Here is a 17,743-nt window from a genome sequence, read left to right on the forward strand (position 1 = left end):
CCCATGACGATTCTGTACATCCTCGAGGCACTCGGGGGGCTCGGTCTGTTCATTCTCGGCATGAAGTCCATGTCGGGAGGGCTCCAGAAGCTCGCTGGCGACCGATTCCGGCGCTCCCTCGAACGCATCGCCGGCAACCGCCTGACGGCGGCGCTTCTCGGCAGCTCGCTTTCGGCGCTCTTCCAGTCGAGCAGCGCCGCCTGCATCCTTACCGTCGGCTTCGTCAACGCCGGTCTCATCTCCCTCTACCAGGCCCTCGGCATTCTCCTCGGCACCGGCATCGGCACGACCCTGGCCGTTCAGTTCATTGCCTTCAAGATTACATCCTTCGCACTCCCCGCCATCTTTGTCGGCGTGCTGCTCAAATGTTTCTGCACGAGGCGCAGATGGGTAAACGCAGGCGAGCTGGTCCTCGGCGCCGGGCTGATCTTCCTCGGGCTGCGGATCATGGAGGCGAACCTGCTGCCGCTGCAGCAAAATGCCCTTCTGTTCAGTCACGAATCGTTTCTCATCCCCAGGCGCGTGACCGCTGTCATCTTCGGGGCGCTGCTGGCGCTTCTGGTCCAGTCGGGGAGCACCGCCGTCGGCATCGCCATGGCACTTGCCGGCAGCGGGCTTGTCACCTTCGACACTGCTGCAGCCATGGTCATCGGTGAGCTGGTCGGCACCTCGATAATTACCGCCATAGCTTCCATCGGGGGGACCCTGGAGGCGAAACGGACCGTTATCTTCTATTTTCTGATCAACCTGTTCGCCGTTGTGGTCGTCATGATGCTGTTCCCGTCGTTTCTCAGGCTGGTCGCACTCATCTCCCCGTCCGACATGACCACATCCTCCTCCATCTCCCGAAGCCTCGCCAACACCCATACCCTTTTCAGCGTCCTGAACGCCTGTATCTTTCTCCCGCTGGTCGGTTTTTTCGCCCGCTCTGCGCCCCGTATCCTCCCGGCGCGGCCCGGCGCCACGGGAGTGGAACCCCGGACGGTGTTCATCGACCCCCGCGTCATCAATACCCCCCCCATTGCCCTCCTTCAGGCCCGCAACGAGCTGAAACGGATGGCCGACATCGTCCGGTCCATGTATGGCGAGATGGTGGAACAGTTCTTCCGTTACGACGCAAAGAAGGCGTCAGTGATCAGCCAGAAGGAGGCCGCCGTGGACATCATCCAGCGGGATGTCGCCGATTTTCTGGTTTCCCTCTCGCGCAAACCGCTGCCTCCGGAAAACAGCTACGAGATCCCGGTCATGCTCCAGCTTGTCAGCGAACTGGAGCATGTGGGGGATCAGGCCGAAGCCGTTCTGGGATATCTGCGACGCAAGAAGGAGGAGAAGCTCATCTTCTCGGCCTCCGCCATGACGGAGATCCGCAATCTTGCCCGCAAGGTTCAGGAACTAGTCGAGCTTGCCACCGACAGCATCGACGCTCCGCAGGAAGGGACGGAGGAGAGGGGGAGGGTGCTCAGAAACGAAGTAGCGGTGATGCGGGATGCCATGCTGACCAATCACATCAAACGCCTTTCCGCCGGCAAATGCACCGTCAGGGCCGGTCTGATCTACGCCGACATGATCTCGTCATTCGCCAAGATCGCCGATTCATGCCTCGCTATCATCGAAACGAAAAGGGAGTTCATCTGATGTCGCAGCCGCCGTTTGCCTCCATAGATCTCGGGACCAACACCGCCCGCTTGCTCATCGGCCGGGTCGAGGGGGGAGAAGTGGTGCCGCTTGTCGTCAGGCGCCGGATTACGCGCCTGGGGGGGGGATTCACCAGGGAACGGGGGATCTCGGACGAGGCTTGGGAACGCTCCCGCGATGCCCTGATCGACTTTGCCGATGAAATGAACCGGGCCGGCGTTGTCCGGTCGCGAGCCGTGGCTACGAGCGCGGTGCGTGACGCCGTCAACGGCCCCGCTTTCTGCGCGGACATTCTCGAACGTACCGGCATCAGGCTGGAAGTGATCGACGGCCGCGAGGAAGGGCTTCTTACGTTGGAAGGGGTCCTCTCCGGTCTCGATCGGAAAGGGGGGGATTTCTGCGTTTTCGACGTCGGAGGCGGAAGCACCGAGTATACCCTCGCCGTGGGAGACTCCCCGCTCTTCACCGAAAGCCTGCCGCTCGGGGTCGTCCGGCTCACGGAGGGAAAACCGGATCTTGCCTCCATGGAGGATAAGATCGTCAGGGAACTCGGCAGGGTAAGATCGAAAATCGTTGCCGCGGGGCTCGGCGAGCGGCTGGGCCGCGCAACGCTGGTGGGGACCGCCGGCACCGCCACGACCCTTGCCGCCATCAGCCTCGGGATGGAGGAGTACGACTACCGCCGGGTAAACAACTACGTGCTCCCGGTCGGGGAGATTCGGGACATTCTCGCGCTGCTCGCCCCCTTGTCTCCGGCCGAACGCCTGAAGGTCCCCGGACTCGAAAAGGGGAGGGAGGATCTGATCATCGCCGGGACCCTGATCACCCTGAAGACCATGGAACTGTTCGGTTTCGAGGAGATGAAGGTGAGCGACTTCGGTCTCCTTGAAGGGGTCCTTCTGAACATGGCGAAGACGGGAGGTGGTGTACGCACCTCCCGTTGAGCTCTTCTGCTACATCCCCGGCCCCCCAAAGGTCTTAATATAACCGACGAGCGATTTCATGTCATCCGAGTCGGGGTCCAGCGGTTTTCCCTTCAGCGACTTCTCGATGCAGCGGTTGACGATCGACGTCAGTTTCTCGTCCCCGTAGGAGCTGGCCGCCCATTCGAGTTTCCTGCCGCCGGGGTGGCAGGTCGCACAGCTCTTGCCGTTGGTCCCAAGCTTCACACTTTCGAACAGCTCCTTCCCGCGGTCAAGGGAGACCTCTGCCGCATAGGCGGCGGTTCCCCCTGCCAGCAGCGCGATAAGACCGTAACACGTCGCTCTGTTCATCCGGTTCCTCCTTCAGCGTTTTCTTCAAGGGTAATCAGATGATATTCAAAGTCAATGCTAGATCTATTTTTCATTTCACTAAACATTTTAGAAACCCGTTTTACAAAGCAGTTGACTAACAAACCGCTTCTTTTGTATATTCCGTGGGCAATTAAGGGGGCTCCCCCTTATTTTATTTTTCAGGGAAAATTTCATCATGAAGGAAATCCTTTCCGGCAACGAAGCCATCGCCAGGGGGGCTTTCGAGGCGGGTGTCAAAGTTGCCAGCGCCTATCCGGGCACCCCGTCCACCGAAATCCTCGAAACCATCGTCAATTACAAGGAAATCGACGCGTCCTGGGCGCCGAACGAGAAGGTTGCCCTCGAAGTGGCCATCGGCGCCTCCTTCGGCGGCGGACGAGCCATCGTCTGCATGAAGCACGTCGGAGTGAACGTGGCGGCGGACCCGCTCTTCACGCTCTCCTATACCGGAATCGGCGGGGGGCTGGTGCTGGTAACCGCCGACGATCCGGAGATGCATTCGTCCCAGAACGAGCAGGACAACCGCAACTATGCGAAGTTCGCCAAGGTTCCGATGCTGGAGCCTTCGGATTCCCGGGAGTGCAAGGAGTTCACCCGTCTCGCCTTTGAGCTCTCCGAGCGGTTCGATACGCCGGTGATGCTCCGCACCACCACCCGCATCTCCCACAGCAAGTCGATCGTGACGCTGGATGAGCCGGTGACCGGTCTCCCCGCCCCGAAGCTGGTGAAAAACGCCGCCAAGCTTGTCATGTTGCCGGGGAACGCCCGGGTGCGCCACCCCCTGGTCGAGGAGCGGACCGCCGCCCTTGCCGAGTACGGATGTAGTGCCCCGTTCAACCGGATCGAGATGCGCGATGCCGGGATAGGCGTCATCACGGCCGGCGTCTCCTACCAATATGTGCGGGAAGTGCTGCCGAACGCCTCGGTTCTCAAACTCGGAATGATCCACCCGCTCCCGATGCAGATGATAAGAGAGTTTGCCGCCCAGGTTGATCAGCTCTACGTCGTGGAAGAGCTCGATCCGTTCATCGAGGATCAGGTGCGCGCTGCCGGCCTTCAGGTCCTCGGGAAGGAGATCATCCCCCTCTGCGGCGAGCTGACGCCAGGGAGGCTCAGGAAGGCGTTCGGCATCCCTGCAGCCGTCCAGGCCACCGTCGAAAAGCTTCCGGGGAGGCCGCCGAACATGTGCCCCGGCTGTCCGCACCGGGGGGTCTTCTACTCCCTCAACCAGCTCAAGGCCTACGTCACGGGGGACATCGGCTGCTATACCCTCGGCTTCATGCCCCCCCTGAACGCCATGGACACCTGCGTCTGCATGGGGGCGAGCATCAGCACCGCCAGCGGCATCGTCCGGGTCCTCGGCGATGACGAGAAGAAGAAGGTGGTGGCTGTCATCGGCGATTCCACCTTCCTCCATACCGGCATCAACAGCCTCATGGAAATGGCGTACAACCAGTCGCCGGCGACGGTGGTCATCCTCGACAACCGGATCACCGCCATGACCGGCCGTCAGGACAACCCGGCCTCGGGGTGGACCCTCATGGACGAGCCGACCCCTCCCGTTGACCTGATGCAACTCTGCAGGGCCATCGGGATACGGCATGTTCAGGTGGTGGACCCCTTTGATCTGGATCAGACCCGAAAGGCGCTAGCGGAGGAAATGAACCGCCCGGAACCGTCGGTGATCATAACCAACCGCCCCTGCGTTCTCGTGAAGCGGGAAGGGGTCTTTCAGAAGGGGCTGGCCTTGTCGGTCGATCAGGACCATTGCAGCGGCTGCAAGGCGTGCCTCAAGCTCGGTTGCCCGGCCATCGAGTGGCAACCCGCTCCCGACGGCGGGAAGGGGAAGGCTTACATCGATCCACTGCTGTGCAACGGCTGCGATGTCTGCCGGCAGCTCTGCAAGTTCGGCGCAATCGGGGGGGGCAAATGAGCGACACGATCACCAACATACTCCTGGTCGGCGTCGGCGGACAGGGGATCCTCCTGGCGTCCGAAATCCTCTCCGAGGCGTTCATGCTGGCGGGGTACGACGTAAAGAAAAGCGAGATCCACGGCATGTCCCAGCGGGGGGGGAGCGTCGTCTCCCATGTCCGCTACGGCAGGGAAGTCTTTTCGCCCATCGTCCCCGAGGGTGAGGGGGACATCCTGTTCGGGTTTGAAATTCTCGAAACCTACCGTTCCCTTCCCCTGCTCAGGAAGGGGGGGACGGTGGTGGCCAACGATCTGCGCATCCAGCCGCCGTCGGTGCTCCTCGGTCAGGAACCGTATCCTGAAGGGCTGGCGGAGAAGATCAGGGCACAATTCCCCGATTTCCTCCTGGTCGACGGGCAGAAGCTCGCCTCGGAGGCAGGGAACCCCCGCGCCGCCAACACGGTCCTCCTGGGTGCGGTCTCCAGGCGGCTCGACATTGCCGAGGAGTACTGGCTGAAGGCCCTGGAAAAGATGGTTCCCGCCAGGGCGCTCGAGATCAACCTCACGGCATTCCGGCTCGGCCGGAACCTGTAACCAGCGAGGCTCTCCATGATGTACAACGAAGAGTTCGAGACACTCCCCCGCCAGGCCCTTGAGGCGCTGCAGCTCAAACGTCTTCAGACCACCGTCGCAAGGGTGTACGCCTGCGTGCCGTTCTACCGCCAGGCATTCGACAGGGCCGGCGTTTCCCCGGACAGCGTCAAGTCCCTGGCGGACCTGCAGCGGCTCCCCTTCACCCTGAAGCAGGACATGCGGGACAGTTACCCCTACGGCCTGTTTGCCGCCCCAATGGACGATATCGTCAGGATCCACGCGTCGTCGGGGACCACCGGCAAGCCCACCGTGGTCGGCTATACCCGCAAGGACATCGAGACCTGGTCGGAGCTGATGGCCCGCTCCTTTGCCGCGGCGGGGGTCCACAAGGGTGACATCATCCACAACTCCTACGGCTACGGCCTCTTTACCGGGGGACTCGGCGCCCACTACGGCGCCGAACGCCTCGGGGCGTCGGTCATTCCCATGTCCGGCGGAAACACGAAGAAGCAGATCATGATCATGAAGGATTTCGGTTCCACGGTCCTGACCTGCACCCCCTCCTATTCGCTCTTCATGGCCGAGGCGGCAAGGGAGGAGGGGATCGACTTCCGCTCCCTCAAGCTCCATGTCGGCATATTCGGGGCCGAGCCGTGGTCGGAGGCAATGCGGGCCGAGATCGAGGATAAACTCAATATCTGCGCCATCGACATCTACGGACTCTCCGAGATCATGGGGCCCGGCGTCGCCATCGAGTGCCGCGAGGCGAAGAAAGGGCTCCACATCTGGGAAGACCATTTCATCCCCGAGATCATCGATCCCGAAACCGGAGCGGCTCTCCCGGAAGGGGAGCGCGGCGAGCTGGTCATCACCACCATCACCAAGGAGGGGATTCCCCTCATCCGGTATCGGACCCGCGACATCACGAGCCTCACCTTCGAGCCGTGCGCCTGCGGCCGCACCCACGCCCGGCTCTCCCGCATGACCGGCCGAAGCGATGACATGCTCATCATCCGGGGGGTCAACGTCTTTCCGTCCCAGATCGAATCGATCCTCATGGGAATCGAAGGGGTCGAGCCCCACTATCTCCTGATCGTCGATCGCAAGGAAAATCTTGATACCCTTGAGGTTCAGGTAGAGGTCGACGAGCGGCTCTTCTCGGACGAGGTCAAGATCCTCCAGGCCCTGAGCCATCAGATCGAGAAGGAGATCAAGGATCTTCTCGGCGTCACCTGCAAGGTCCGCCTCGTCGAGCCCCAGACCATCGCCCGCAGCGAAGGAAAGGCCAAACGGGTCATCGACAATCGACTTTTGTCCTGAGTCTCTCCGAACGGACAGGGAGGGTAACATGAAAGTAGAGCAGATATCGATCTTCATCGAAAACAAGTCGGGTCGCCTGGCGGAGGTTACCCGGATTCTCGGGGAGGCGGGAGTCAACATCCGCGCCCTGTCGCTTGCCGATACCTCCGATTTCGGCATCCTCCGGCTCATCGTCAACGACCGGGAGAAGGCGAAGCAGGTCCTGAAGGAGCAGGGATTCACCGTCAGCAAGACCGAAGTGGTTGCCGTCGAGGTGCCGGACCGTCCCGGCGGACTCTCGCAGATCCTGCAAGCCCTCGACCGGGATGGCATCAACGTCGAATACATGTATGCCTTTGTCGAGCGCTGCGGTGAGAACGCGGTCATCATCTTCCGGTTCGACGAGACCGAGAAGGCGATTGCGACACTGAGCAACAACGGTTTCACCGTACTGGAGGGAGAGCGTCTCTATGCGATGTAACCATCACGGGATCGGGCAAAGGAGGGGGAAAATGAGTCGGATTGCAGCGGCAGTAGTCGGCATTGGATTGTTTTTCGTGGCAGGGCTCGCCCACGCGGCGGAGTCGATCCGGATCGGCGCCCTCTTTGCGGTGACCGGCCCGGCGTCGTTTCTCGGCGAGCCGGAAAAAAACACCATGGAAATGCTGGTGAAGGACGCCAACGCCAGAGGGGGAATCAACGGCCACAGGGTAGAGCTCGTCGTTTATGACACCCAGGGGGATGTCACCAAGGCGGTGCAGCTTGCCAACAAGCTCATCAAGAACGACAGGGTGAGCGTCATTGTGGGGCCGAGCACGACCGGCGAGACCATGGCGGTCATTCCGGTGGCGGAGAAGGAGAAGATTCCCCTCGTTTCCTGCGCGGCGGGGATCAAGATAACCGAACCGGTCAAGAAGTGGGTTTTCAAGACCCCTGCGAACGATCACGTCGCCGGCGAGAAGATCCTCCTCCATGCCGCCCGGCACAGGGTGAAGCATATTGCTCTCATTACGGTTTCCGACGGTTTCGGCGCGTCGGGTCGCGAGCAGCTCAAGGGGCTTGCCGCCAGGAAGGGCTTCACCATTGTTGCCGACGAGGTGTACGGGCCGAAGGACACCGACATGACCGCCCAGCTGACGAAGATCAGGGGTTCCAGGGCCGACGCGGTCATCTGCTGGGGGACCAATCCCGGGCCGGCCATCATCGCCCGCAACATGAAGCAGTTGGGGATGAAGATTCCCCTTTACATGAGCCATGGCGTCGCCTCGAAAAAATTCATCCAGCTGGCAGGCGCGGATGCCGCGGAAGGGATCATGCTGCCGGCGGGTAAACTCGCGATCTTCGACAAACTGCCGAAAAACGACCCCCAGCTCAGGCTCCTCAGGGATTACGACCAGTCGTACCGGAAGGCCTTCGGCGTCGAGGCTTCCACGTTTGGCGGATACGCCTACGATGCCTTCCTGCTCATAAGCTCGGGGGCCAGGAAGGGGACCACCCCCCAGCAGATCAGAGACGGCATCGAACAGGCAAAGAAAATGGTAAGCGTCTCGGGCATCTTCACCATGTCCCCCCGCGATCACAACGGGCTCGATCTCTCCGCGTTCGAGATGGTTAAGATTGTCAGGGGTGATTGGGAACTTACCAGGTAATCCGGGAGGAGGTGGGGAGTGTTGAGAAAAATTTCGTTCATTTTCGTTTCCGTGGTGTCTTTTCTGGTTGCGGCGGTCTGCGCGTTCGCCGCACCGCCAATCAAGATCGGCGGCCTCTTCGCCGTGACCGGGCCTGCATCGTTCCTGGGGGAACCCGAGCGCAACACAGCACAGATGGTCGTCAACGAGATCAACGCCGCCGGAGGGATCAGGGGGCGCAGGCTCGAACTCGTTGCCTACGATACCCAGGGAGATGCCACCAGGGCCGTACAGGCGGCCAACAGGCTCATCAAGGAGGACAGGGTCGTCGCCATCATCGGCCCCAGCACCACCGGTGACACCATGGCAGTTATCCCGATCGCCGAGCGGGCCCACGTCCCGCTCGTCTCCTGCGCGGCAGGGAGCAAGATTACCTCTCCCGTCAAGAGGTGGGTCTTCAAGACGGCACAAAACGATGCTCTGGCCGTCGCCAGGATCTACGAATACCTTGCCGGGAGGAAACTTACCCGGGTTGCCATCCTGACCGTTTCCGACGGTTTCGGCTCCTCGGGACGGGAACAGCTGAAGGCAAATGCCGCCAGGTACGGTATCCGGATCGTATCGGACGATACCTACGGCCCCAAAGACACCGATATGACCGCCCAACTGACCAAGATCAGGGGAAGTCAGGCCCAGGCCATCATCTGCTGGGGTACCAATCCCGGTCCGGCGGTGATTGCCCGCAACGCCCGGCAGATCGGCCTGAAGATCCCGCTGTTCATGAGTCACGGTGTTTCGTCGAAGAAATTCATCGAACTGGCGGGTGACGCGGCCGAGGGGATTATCCTGCCGTCGGGCCGCGTCATAGTCGCCGATCGCCTCCCGAATTCCGACCGGCAGAAAAAGCCGCTTCTCGCCTTCGTAAAGGATTACCAGCGCCACTACCGGGCGGAAGGGGACCATTTCGGCGGCCACGCCTGGGATGCCGTCATGCTCCTCAAGGCTGCCATTGAACGGGGGGGGGACAATCCGGCCGCCATCCGCGACCAGCTCGAGAAGATCAGGACTTTCGCCGGCATCGGCGGTGTGTTCTCCTATTCGCCGGCCGACCATGCAGGGCTCAACAAAGACGCCTTCGTCCTGGTCGAGGTCCGGAACAGGGACTGGACCCTCGTGAAGTAGGGGCGGCCCTGCGTGGCCGCCCAGATGGAGCCGCCCGATTACAATCTCCGATCCTTGGGAGCGCAGGCTTTCCCGGCCTGCGCTCCTGTTATTGTAAGCCCGACTCTACACACTATGAACCTTGGACAACAGCTAGCCCAGTACATCCTGTCAGGCCTTTCGACCGGGGCGATCTACGCCCTGATCGGGGTAGGCTTTGCCATAATCCACAACGCGACCGGGATCATCAATTTCGCCCAGGGCGAGTTCGTGATGCTCGGCGGGATGGCGACCTTCTTCTTTTTCTCGGCTCTCAAGGTGCCGCTTGTCCTCGCCGTTGCGCTGGCGACAGGCGTCTCCACCATGGCAGGGATCGTGTTCGAGCGCCTCGCCATCCGGCCGCTGAAGAATGCCACCCCCATCAACCTCGTCATCATCACCATCGGCGGCAGCATTCTCATCCGGGGGATCGCCATGCTCCTCTGGGGGAAGGATACCCATTCGCTCCCGACCTTCTCGGGCGACGAGCCGATCATGCTCGGCGGAGCCACCGTCATGCCCCAGCATCTCTGGATCTTTGCCGTGACGCTGGTGGTGATCGTCTGCAGCAAGCTCTTTTTCAGCCATACCATCAGCGGCAAGGCGATGCGGGCCTGCTCCTACAACCGGCGGGCAGCGGGACTGGTCGGCATCGACGTGCGGCGGATGGTTCTTTTCTCCTTCGCCATCAGCTCCGCCATGGGTTCCATGGCCGGCATCATCATCGCGCCGCTCACCATGACCTCCTACGATGTGGGGGTCATGCTCGGCCTGAAGGGGTTTTGCGCCGCCATCATCGGCGGCATGAGCAGCGGGCTCGGCACCGTTTTCGGGGGGCTGATCCTCGGCGTTCTGGAGGCCCTGGGGGCGGGGCTCTTCTCGTCCGGTTACAAGGATGCCATCGCCTTCATAATCCTCCTTCTGATCCTTTTCATAAGGCCCCAGGGACTTTTCAGGAGAGGAGAGTCGGAGCGGGTCTGAGCCGCTCCGGCCAAGGGTTGCCATAACCATGAAATCTCTTCTGCGAAACGAAGCAGTACGGTTTGTCCTCTTTTCCGCCATGATCCTGGCCCTCCCCGCGCTCCTCGCGGGAGGTTACCTTCTCAACGTCTTTGTGTTCGTCGGCATCCATACCCTGCTCGCCGTGGCCCTCAATCTTCTGCTCGGCTATGCGGGCCAGATATCGCTCGGGCAGGCGGCTTTCTTCGGGCTTGGGGCGTATGCCTCGGGGATTCTTACCGCAACCTACGGGCAAAATCCCTGGGGGACCATGGTGGCCGTTGCCTTGGCGGTCGGACTCCTCGCCTTTCTCGTCGGTTTTCCGATCCTGAAGTTGAAGGGGCACTACCTTGCCATGGCAACGCTCGGCTTCGGCATCATTGTCTACATCGCCCTGAACGAGGCCGTTGACCTCACGGGGGGGCCGTCCGGCCTGCCGGGGATCCCCAACCTCTCGCTCGGGTCGTACGTCTTCGACAGCGATCTGAAGAACTACTACCTCATCTGGGGTGTGACCCTGGCGACAATCCTCCTGTCGCTCAACCTGGTGAACTCGCGGATCGGTCGCGGGCTTCGGGCCATTCACGACTCGGAGGTCGCCGCCCGGGTTATGGGGATACGGGTTCGTCTCCTCAAGGTCCAAATATTCGCCCTTTCCGCAGTCATATCCTCGATTGCCGGTAGTCTCTATGCCCACACCATGACGTTCGTCTCGCCGACGTCGTTCGGTTTCAATTTCTCCGTCGAGCTGGTCACGATGGTGATCATCGGCGGGCTGGGGAGCATCTACGGCTCGTTTCTCGGCGCCGCGCTCCTGACGCTTCTGCCGGAGATGCTCAGGGCCTTCCAGGATTACGACATCGTGGTCTACGGCTTCCTCCTCATCGCGATGACCATGTTCATGCCCGGCGGCCTGGTACGGGGAGTGCCGGAACTTGCGCGGCGGCTCCTTGCAAGGCCGCAAAAAGGGAAGGCCGATGCTTGAGGTGAGCGGGATCACCCAACGGTTTGGGGGCGTCACGGCTCTGGACGACGTCTCGTTCAGGATCGGTGCGGGGACCATTACGGGGATCATCGGACCCAACGGCGCGGGAAAGACCACCCTTTTCAACATCGTTACCGGGATTTACACCCCCACGTCGGGAACCGTGCATCTTGAAGGGAAAAACGTCACGCGGCACGCCCCCGAGCGTCTCGCCGCCCAGGGGATGGTGCGCACCTTCCAGAATATCGAGCTCTTCGGGAAGATGACGGTACTCGAAAACGTGATGGTGGGGCTTCACACCAGGGGGAGAAGCGGCATCCTCGCCTCGGCCCTCCGGCTTCCCTGGCAGATTGCCGAGGAGCGCCGGCTGCGGGAGCAGGCACTTCACTGGCTCGATTTCGCCGGGATAAGCGACCTGGCGGAGATCGAGGCCGGCAATCTCCCGTTCGGCAAGGGGCGGCTCCTGGAGATTGCCCGTGCCATGGCGCTCCAGCCGAAAGTGCTCCTGATGGACGAGCCGGCGGCCGGGCTCAACAGCCGCGAAACCCTCGAACTGGCGCGACTGATCCGGAAGATCCGCGAAGAGGGTGTAACCGTGGCGCTGGTCGAACACGACATGGAACTGGTCATGGACATCTGCGAAGCGATCGTGGTGCTCAATCTCGGCAGGAAGCTGGCCGAGGGGACGCCGCGGGAGATCCAGGAGAATCCCGACGTGATCGCCGCATACCTCGGTGAGGGGTAGGGTCATGCTCAAGATCAAGAACATCAACACCTACTACGGCAAGGTCCACGCCCTCAAGAATGTCTCGCTGCATCTACACAAGGGGGAGATCGTAACGCTTATCGGTGCCAACGGTGCCGGCAAGACAACCATGCTGAACACCATCTCCGCCGTAACGCCACCCTCGGCGGGGAATATCATCTTCGAGGAGCGGGACCTCGCCGGGCTTTCTCCGGACCGGATCGTGAAGCTCGGCATCTGCCAGGTCCCCGAGGGGAGACAGGTTTTCAAGCCGTTGTCGGTGGAGGACAACCTGCATCTGGGGGCCTATCTGCGCTATCGGGGAAGGGAGGGGCGCGCCGAGATCCGCCGTGACCTCGACGACGTCTATGCGCTGTTCCCCCGCCTCCTGGAGCGGCGCAAACAGGCCGCCGGGACTCTCTCCGGCGGCGAGCAGCAGATGCTCGCCATGGGGAGGGCGCTCATGGCGCGCCCCAGGCTGCTCCTTCTCGATGAGCCGTCGATGGGGCTTGCACCGCTGGTGGTGCAGGAGATCTTCCGGGCCATCGAGCAACTCAGGCAGGAGCGGGGGACCACCGTGCTGCTGGTCGAGCAGAATGCCAAGGCGGCGCTACGGATGGCGGGTCGTGGCTATGTTCTCGAAACAGGTAAAGTAGTACTTGAGGGTTTGCCTTCCGACCTCTTGGAAAACAACGATGTTCAGCGGGCGTACCTGGGGAAGGACAAGAAGGAAATCTGGGAGCGTTGAGGTGCATATGCAGATCTGGGAACCGACATACGAATGCATGCCGCGGGAAGAGCTGGAACAGCTTCAGCTGGAAAGGCTCCAGGCAACGTTGAACAGGGTTTACAAGAACGTAACCTGTTACCGGAACAAGTTCAACGAGATCGGCCTGGTGCCCGAAGACGTCCGGTCGCTGTCGGACCTGCAGAAGCTCCCGTTCACGACCAAAGAGGACCTGCGCCTCAATTACCCCTACGGCATGTTCGCGGTCCCGCTGCGCGAGGTGGTGCGCATCCACTCCTCCTCGGGTACGACCGGAAAGCCGACGGTCGTCGGCTATACCAGGCACGACATCAGGACATGGTCCAATCTGGTCGCGCGTTTCATGACCGCAGCCGGTGTCACCCACGACGATGTGGTACAGATCGCCTTCGGTTACGGCCTGTTCACCGGGGCCTTCGGCCTGCACTACGGGGCGGAGGCCATCGGCGCGTCAGTCATCCCCATGAGCGCCGGCAACACCGAGAAGCAGATCATGATCATGCAGGACTACAGGACCACCGTCCTGGTCTGCACCCCCAGCTACGCCATCACCATCGCCGACAGGATGGAAAAGATGGGTATCGACCCGAAAAGTCTCTCGTTGAAAGTCGGGCTTTTCGGCGCCGAGCCATGGTCCGAGGCGATGCGCAAAGAGATCGAAAGCCGGCTCTTCATCAGCGCCACCGACAACTACGGACTTTCCGAGATCATCGGCCCCGGCGTGGCGGGCGACTGCGAGCAGAAGTGCGGCATGCACATCTTCGAGGACGCCTTCCTTCCCGAGATCATCGATCCGGAAACCGGCGCGGTGCTCCCGCCGGGAAGCGTCGGCGAGCTGGTGCTGACAACCCTGACCAAGGAGGCGTTCCCGATGATCCGCTACCGGACCCGGGACATCACGAGCCTCGACTACGCACCGTGCGCCTGCGGCCGAACAATGGTCCGGATGAAGAAGACCATGGGGCGCAGTGACGACATGCTGATCATCAAGGGGGTCAACGTCTTCCCGTCCCAGATCGAGGAGATCCTCTTCGCCGTCGAGGGGTGCGAGCCCCACTACCAGCTCGTCGTCGATCGTCAGGGAGCCATGGACGTGCTGGAGGTACGGATCGAGGTGACCGAGAACATCTTCTTCGACGAGATGAAACGGCAGCGGGCCTTCCTGGAGATGGTGGAAAAAAGAATCGATTCGGTACTGGGCGTCGGGGCAACCGTCAAGCTCGTGGAGCCGAACAGCATCCCGCGCCACGAAGGGAAGGCGGATCGGGTAATCGACAAGAGGAGACTCTGAACCTGCTCCTGCCCTGAACAATCGTTCCCTGAGCGTCGGGAAAGCCCATGATTCCACGAATGCCGCGCGGCAGCGCCATTCCCGGGGTCATGGGTTTTTGTTTTCAAGCTCAATCGTGAGAGTGCCTTCCTTGACAGGAGAAGATGGTGTGATATCAATATTCAACCATTCAGAATCACAGGCGCTATTCTGATCCGATCATGCTCCGCCTCTCGGCGGTTGGCGGGGTATGTCGGCATGCCATTATGTTTGGAGGAACTGCCATGCCAGGGACGGCAGGCACCGATCCGGCGGAGGAGATTGTTTCCTACGCCGACGGGCTCGAACAGCTCACGGACGAACTGCGCAGGCTCGACCTTCTCATCCGGAGCCGGGCGCTTGTCGTGCGCGGGCGGGGTGAGCGTAGTCAGGCCGCCCCGTTCAAGGGGCTCGTGATTTCGGACGAGGAAATCGACGAGCTTCTCCTCAGGCCTTCCCCGGATGCATCCGACCACTTCGTCCGCTTACCGCGCCATGGAGCCGGCCGTCCCACTGAGCTCGAAAGGATCGACGGGACGATTGCCGCCCGGCGGGCGGCGACCCGGCTCTCGGGGCTCGCTCTCCCCCTGCTTCGCCTCTCGCACCTCTTCCGTCTTACGCCGTTCGAGGAGCAGTGCCTCATCGTCGCCCTCGCCCCGGAACTCGACGGCAAGTACGAAAAACTCTACGCCTATCTCAACGACGACGTCACGCGCCGTCTCCCGACCGTGGGGCTGGTGCTCGACCTCCTCTGCGCGACGCTGCGCGAAAGGATCGAGGCGCGGCGCTTCTTCGACCCGCGGGCACCGCTTCTACGCTATCGCCTCCTCCGCTTCGCCGATCCCCCTGACAATGCCGCTTCGTCGCTTATTTCCCGTCCGCTCAGGACCGACGAGCGGATCGCGGGATTTCTCCTCGGGGCTCCTCCGGGCGACCCCCGCCTCGGCCGGGCGGCCAGCCTTGAACAGCCAAGGGAAGGGCTCGACCTGATCACGCTTCCCGCCGGCGAGGTAGAGCGTCTCCGCCGCGTTGCCGCCGATCATTTTCGCGACCCCGCCCGCAGTGACAGGAACCTGGTCTTTCACTTTCACGGCCCCCCCGGCGTGGGAAAGAAGGGGCTCGTTTCGGCGCTCTGCGCCGACCTGGGAACCGCGCTTGTCACGGCCGACCTGCGAAAGCTTGCCGACGGACCGCTCCCGTTCGAGGAGGCGGCGCTGCTTCTCTGCCGGGAGGTGGCGCTCCATCCGGCGGCCCTCTGCCTGGAGGAGTGCGATTTCCTCTGGGAGGACGATGGCGAACGGCAGCGAAGAGAAAGTCTCGCCGAAGCCGTGACCACCTTCTCCCGCCTGACCTTTTTCCTCGGCAGCAAGCCCTGGCGCCCCGATGGTCTCTTCAAAGATGAGCTCTTCGTGCCGATCCCCTTTCCCGTCCCCGGTGACGCCGACCGGAAAGAGTTCTGGGCGAAGGAGCTGGCAAGGGTGGGCGATCCTGCGCACGGCATCGACGTCGAAATGCTCGCCGGCGCCTTTCGCCTTACGCCTGGGCAGATGCGGCACGTCCTGGCGGATGCGGCGGACCGGGCGCGAGTACGCTCCGGGGAAGGGGAGGGGATCTCCGCCGATGACCTTCTGACCGCCTGCCGCTCCCTCTCAACTCCGAAGTTCGGAGGAGTGGCGCGTACGGTGAAGCCCTCCTTCGGCTGGAACGACATCGTCCTTCCCGCCGACCAGCGAGCCCAGTTGGAAGAGATCTGCGCCCGGGCCCGCCACCGGCATCTGGTGATCGGTGCGTGGGGATTCGGCCGAAAACTCGCCTACGGCACGGGGCAGAACGTCCTCTTCTCGGGGCCGTCCGGGACGGGGAAGACGATGGCGGCCCAGGTCGTCGCCACGGAGCTCGGACTCGCCCTCTTCCGGATCGACCTCTCCCAGGTGGTGAGCAAGTACATCGGCGAGACGGAGAAAAACCTCGACCGGATCTTTACGGCGGCGGAGGCAGGAAGCGCCATCCTCTTCTTCGATGAGGCCGACGCCCTGTTCGGGAAGCGTTCCGAGGTCAAGGACGCCCACGACCGCTACGCCAACATCGAGATCGGCTACCTCCTGCAGAAGATGGAGGAGTACGAGGGGATCGCCATCCTTGCCACCAACCTGCGGGCCAACATGGACGAGGCGTTCGTCAGGCGGATGCAGGCGATCGTCGAATTCCCGTTCCCGGACGAGGCGCAGCGGCGGCGCATCTGGGAAGTGGTCATTCCCGACCGGGTGCCGCTCGGGGATGACGTCGATTTCGGTCTTCTGGCCCGCGAGGTGAGGCTGGCCGGGGGAAACATCAGGAACATCGCCCTGGCCGCCGCGTTCTGCGCCGCGGCTGACGGAGGGAGCGTCACGATGGGGCACCTGATGCAGGCCGTCCGGCGCGAGTACCAGAAGCTGGGGCGGACGTGGGACGGGATGGAGCAGGGGGACGAGCCATGAGCACGAGAGATACGAAATGTCCGGAGAGGGAAGGCGCCTCTTCGTCCGCCACCCGGACGGGGGCGGGTGCCGTCCGCACAGCCGCGCAGGCCGGGCTTGCCGGGAAGCTTCTCTCCCTGCAGCGGACCCACGGCAACCGATACGCGCGACAGGTGGCGGAAAAGCTCGGAGGGGCTGGCGAGAAGGCGAAGGGAGACGGCAAGCTGGACTCGAAGATCGAAACCAGAGAGGCCGAGGTTGTCGGCGGCATTGTGGGAGGAATTATCGGCGGCGCTGTCGGTTTTGCCGTCGGAGGGCCCGTGGGAGCCGTGGTTGGAGGGGGAGCGGGGATCATCCTCGGAGCGGTGGTTGGACATCTGCTGGCCCGGAAAACCCTGACCATCAACATTACGAAGGTGGAGGGATCGACCCGATCCACCACTGTGGACGATGCCAGCAAGGTCCTCGAGGACGCCGCCAACGTGAAGATATCCGTGGGGAAGGTGAAGACCCTCACCAAGGCGGAGAGCGAGGCGGCGATCGGTACCGATCTTGTCCTGGACGAGTTTTCGACCCCGGGCAGTCCGACTGCGGAGGAGGTCGCCCTCACCGCCATCAACCGGACCCCGGACACGATAACCGCCTATTTCGTGAAAGCCATGAGCGCGGGGAGCCACGGTGAGGCGTTCAGACCGAGCGCATTCCCCACGGTGCCGCCGAGCGTCGCCATCAAGAACGGCGACAGCCCGTTCGTGGCGGGAAAGCCCCTCGCGCACGAGCTGTGCCACATCCTGCTGGACAAGGGGACTCACCCCTCCGACACCAAGAACCTCATGTCGTACAGTAACGACGGCGTCGGACTCACCCCCGACGAGGTGAAGAAGGTCCGGTCGAGTTCCTTCGTCAAATGACCGCGGG

General features: G+C 62.3%; 16 protein-coding genes. 15 read left to right on the forward strand and 1 reads right to left on the reverse strand.

Annotated elements, in window-relative coordinates:
- Window positions 1-3: 3 nt before the first annotated feature.
- Window positions 4-1,635, forward strand: coding sequence for a Na/Pi cotransporter family protein (locus M6689_RS06685; RefSeq protein ID WP_298269354.1), 1,632 nt, complete (start codon window positions 4-6; stop codon window positions 1,633-1,635).
- The gene (locus M6689_RS06690) at window positions 1,635-2,579 is read left to right on the forward strand and encodes an exopolyphosphatase (RefSeq protein WP_298269357.1); all 945 of its coding nucleotides are present in this window, start codon (window positions 1,635-1,637) and stop codon (window positions 2,577-2,579) included. The genes M6689_RS06685 and M6689_RS06690 overlap by 1 nt, the downstream gene beginning before the upstream one ends.
- A gap of 9 nt (window positions 2,580-2,588) precedes the next feature.
- On the opposite strand, the gene M6689_RS06695 is transcribed toward M6689_RS06690, so the two are convergent.
- A complete protein-coding gene (locus M6689_RS06695; protein WP_298269360.1) occupies window positions 2,589-2,909 on the reverse strand; it encodes a cytochrome C in 321 nt (106 codons plus the stop codon).
- 196 nt (window positions 2,910-3,105) lie between these two features.
- On the opposite strand from M6689_RS06695, the gene iorA reads away from it, so the two are divergent.
- The 13 genes from iorA to M6689_RS06760 all read left to right on the forward strand — a co-directional run bounded on the left by iorA (window position 3,106) and on the right by M6689_RS06760 (window position 17,736).
- Window positions 3,106-4,863, forward strand: a complete 1,758-nt coding sequence (gene iorA, locus M6689_RS06700) for an indolepyruvate ferredoxin oxidoreductase subunit alpha (RefSeq protein WP_298269363.1) — start codon at window positions 3,106-3,108, stop codon at window positions 4,861-4,863.
- Window positions 4,860-5,438 (forward strand): indolepyruvate oxidoreductase subunit beta, encoded by a 579-nt coding sequence (locus tag M6689_RS06705; RefSeq protein WP_298269366.1) that lies wholly within the window; start codon window positions 4,860-4,862, stop codon window positions 5,436-5,438. The genes iorA and M6689_RS06705 overlap by 4 nt, the downstream gene beginning before the upstream one ends.
- 15 nt (window positions 5,439-5,453) lie before the next feature.
- A complete protein-coding gene (locus tag M6689_RS06710) occupies window positions 5,454-6,758 on the forward strand; it encodes a phenylacetate--CoA ligase (protein WP_298269368.1) in 1,305 nt (434 codons plus the stop codon).
- Between the two features lie 28 nt (window positions 6,759-6,786).
- The gene (locus M6689_RS06715; RefSeq protein ID WP_298269371.1) at window positions 6,787-7,218 is read left to right on the forward strand and encodes an ACT domain-containing protein; all 432 of its coding nucleotides are present in this window, start codon (window positions 6,787-6,789) and stop codon (window positions 7,216-7,218) included.
- Between the two features lie 31 nt (window positions 7,219-7,249).
- A complete protein-coding gene (locus M6689_RS06720; protein WP_298269373.1) occupies window positions 7,250-8,386 on the forward strand; it encodes an ABC transporter substrate-binding protein in 1,137 nt (378 codons plus the stop codon).
- 18 nt (window positions 8,387-8,404) lie between these two features.
- Window positions 8,405-9,547 carry an ABC transporter substrate-binding protein gene (locus M6689_RS06725; RefSeq protein ID WP_298269375.1) on the forward strand — a complete coding sequence of 381 codons (1,143 nt, stop codon included), beginning with the start codon at window positions 8,405-8,407 and terminating at the stop codon, window positions 9,545-9,547.
- A 114-nt stretch (window positions 9,548-9,661) separates the two neighbouring features.
- The gene (locus tag M6689_RS06730; RefSeq protein ID WP_298269378.1) at window positions 9,662-10,546 is read left to right on the forward strand and encodes a branched-chain amino acid ABC transporter permease; all 885 of its coding nucleotides are present in this window, start codon (window positions 9,662-9,664) and stop codon (window positions 10,544-10,546) included.
- 28 nt (window positions 10,547-10,574) lie between these two features.
- A complete protein-coding gene (locus tag M6689_RS06735; RefSeq protein WP_298269381.1) occupies window positions 10,575-11,549 on the forward strand; it encodes a branched-chain amino acid ABC transporter permease in 975 nt (324 codons plus the stop codon).
- Complete coding sequence (locus M6689_RS06740; RefSeq protein ID WP_298269384.1) at window positions 11,542-12,294, forward strand: ABC transporter ATP-binding protein; 753 nt, start codon at window positions 11,542-11,544, stop codon at window positions 12,292-12,294. The genes M6689_RS06735 and M6689_RS06740 overlap by 8 nt, the downstream gene beginning before the upstream one ends.
- Before the next feature lie 4 nt (window positions 12,295-12,298).
- Window positions 12,299-13,042, forward strand: coding sequence for an ABC transporter ATP-binding protein (locus M6689_RS06745; protein WP_298269386.1), 744 nt, complete (start codon window positions 12,299-12,301; stop codon window positions 13,040-13,042).
- Window positions 13,043-13,049: 7 nt separating this feature from the next.
- Complete coding sequence (locus M6689_RS06750; protein WP_298269389.1) at window positions 13,050-14,351, forward strand: phenylacetate--CoA ligase family protein; 1,302 nt, start codon at window positions 13,050-13,052, stop codon at window positions 14,349-14,351.
- Window positions 14,352-14,614: 263 nt separating this feature from the next.
- On the forward strand, window positions 14,615-16,846 hold the full coding sequence (locus M6689_RS06755) for an ATP-binding protein (protein ID WP_298269391.1): 2,232 nt from the start codon (window positions 14,615-14,617) through the stop codon (window positions 16,844-16,846).
- On the forward strand, window positions 16,843-17,736 hold the full coding sequence (locus M6689_RS06760) for a hypothetical protein (RefSeq protein WP_298269394.1): 894 nt from the start codon (window positions 16,843-16,845) through the stop codon (window positions 17,734-17,736). The genes M6689_RS06755 and M6689_RS06760 overlap by 4 nt, the downstream gene beginning before the upstream one ends.
- Window positions 17,737-17,743 lie beyond the last annotated feature (7 nt).

The sequence above is a fragment of the Geobacter sp. genome (assembly GCF_027327745.1).
Lineage (GTDB): Bacteria > Desulfobacterota > Desulfuromonadia > Geobacterales > Geobacteraceae > Geobacter.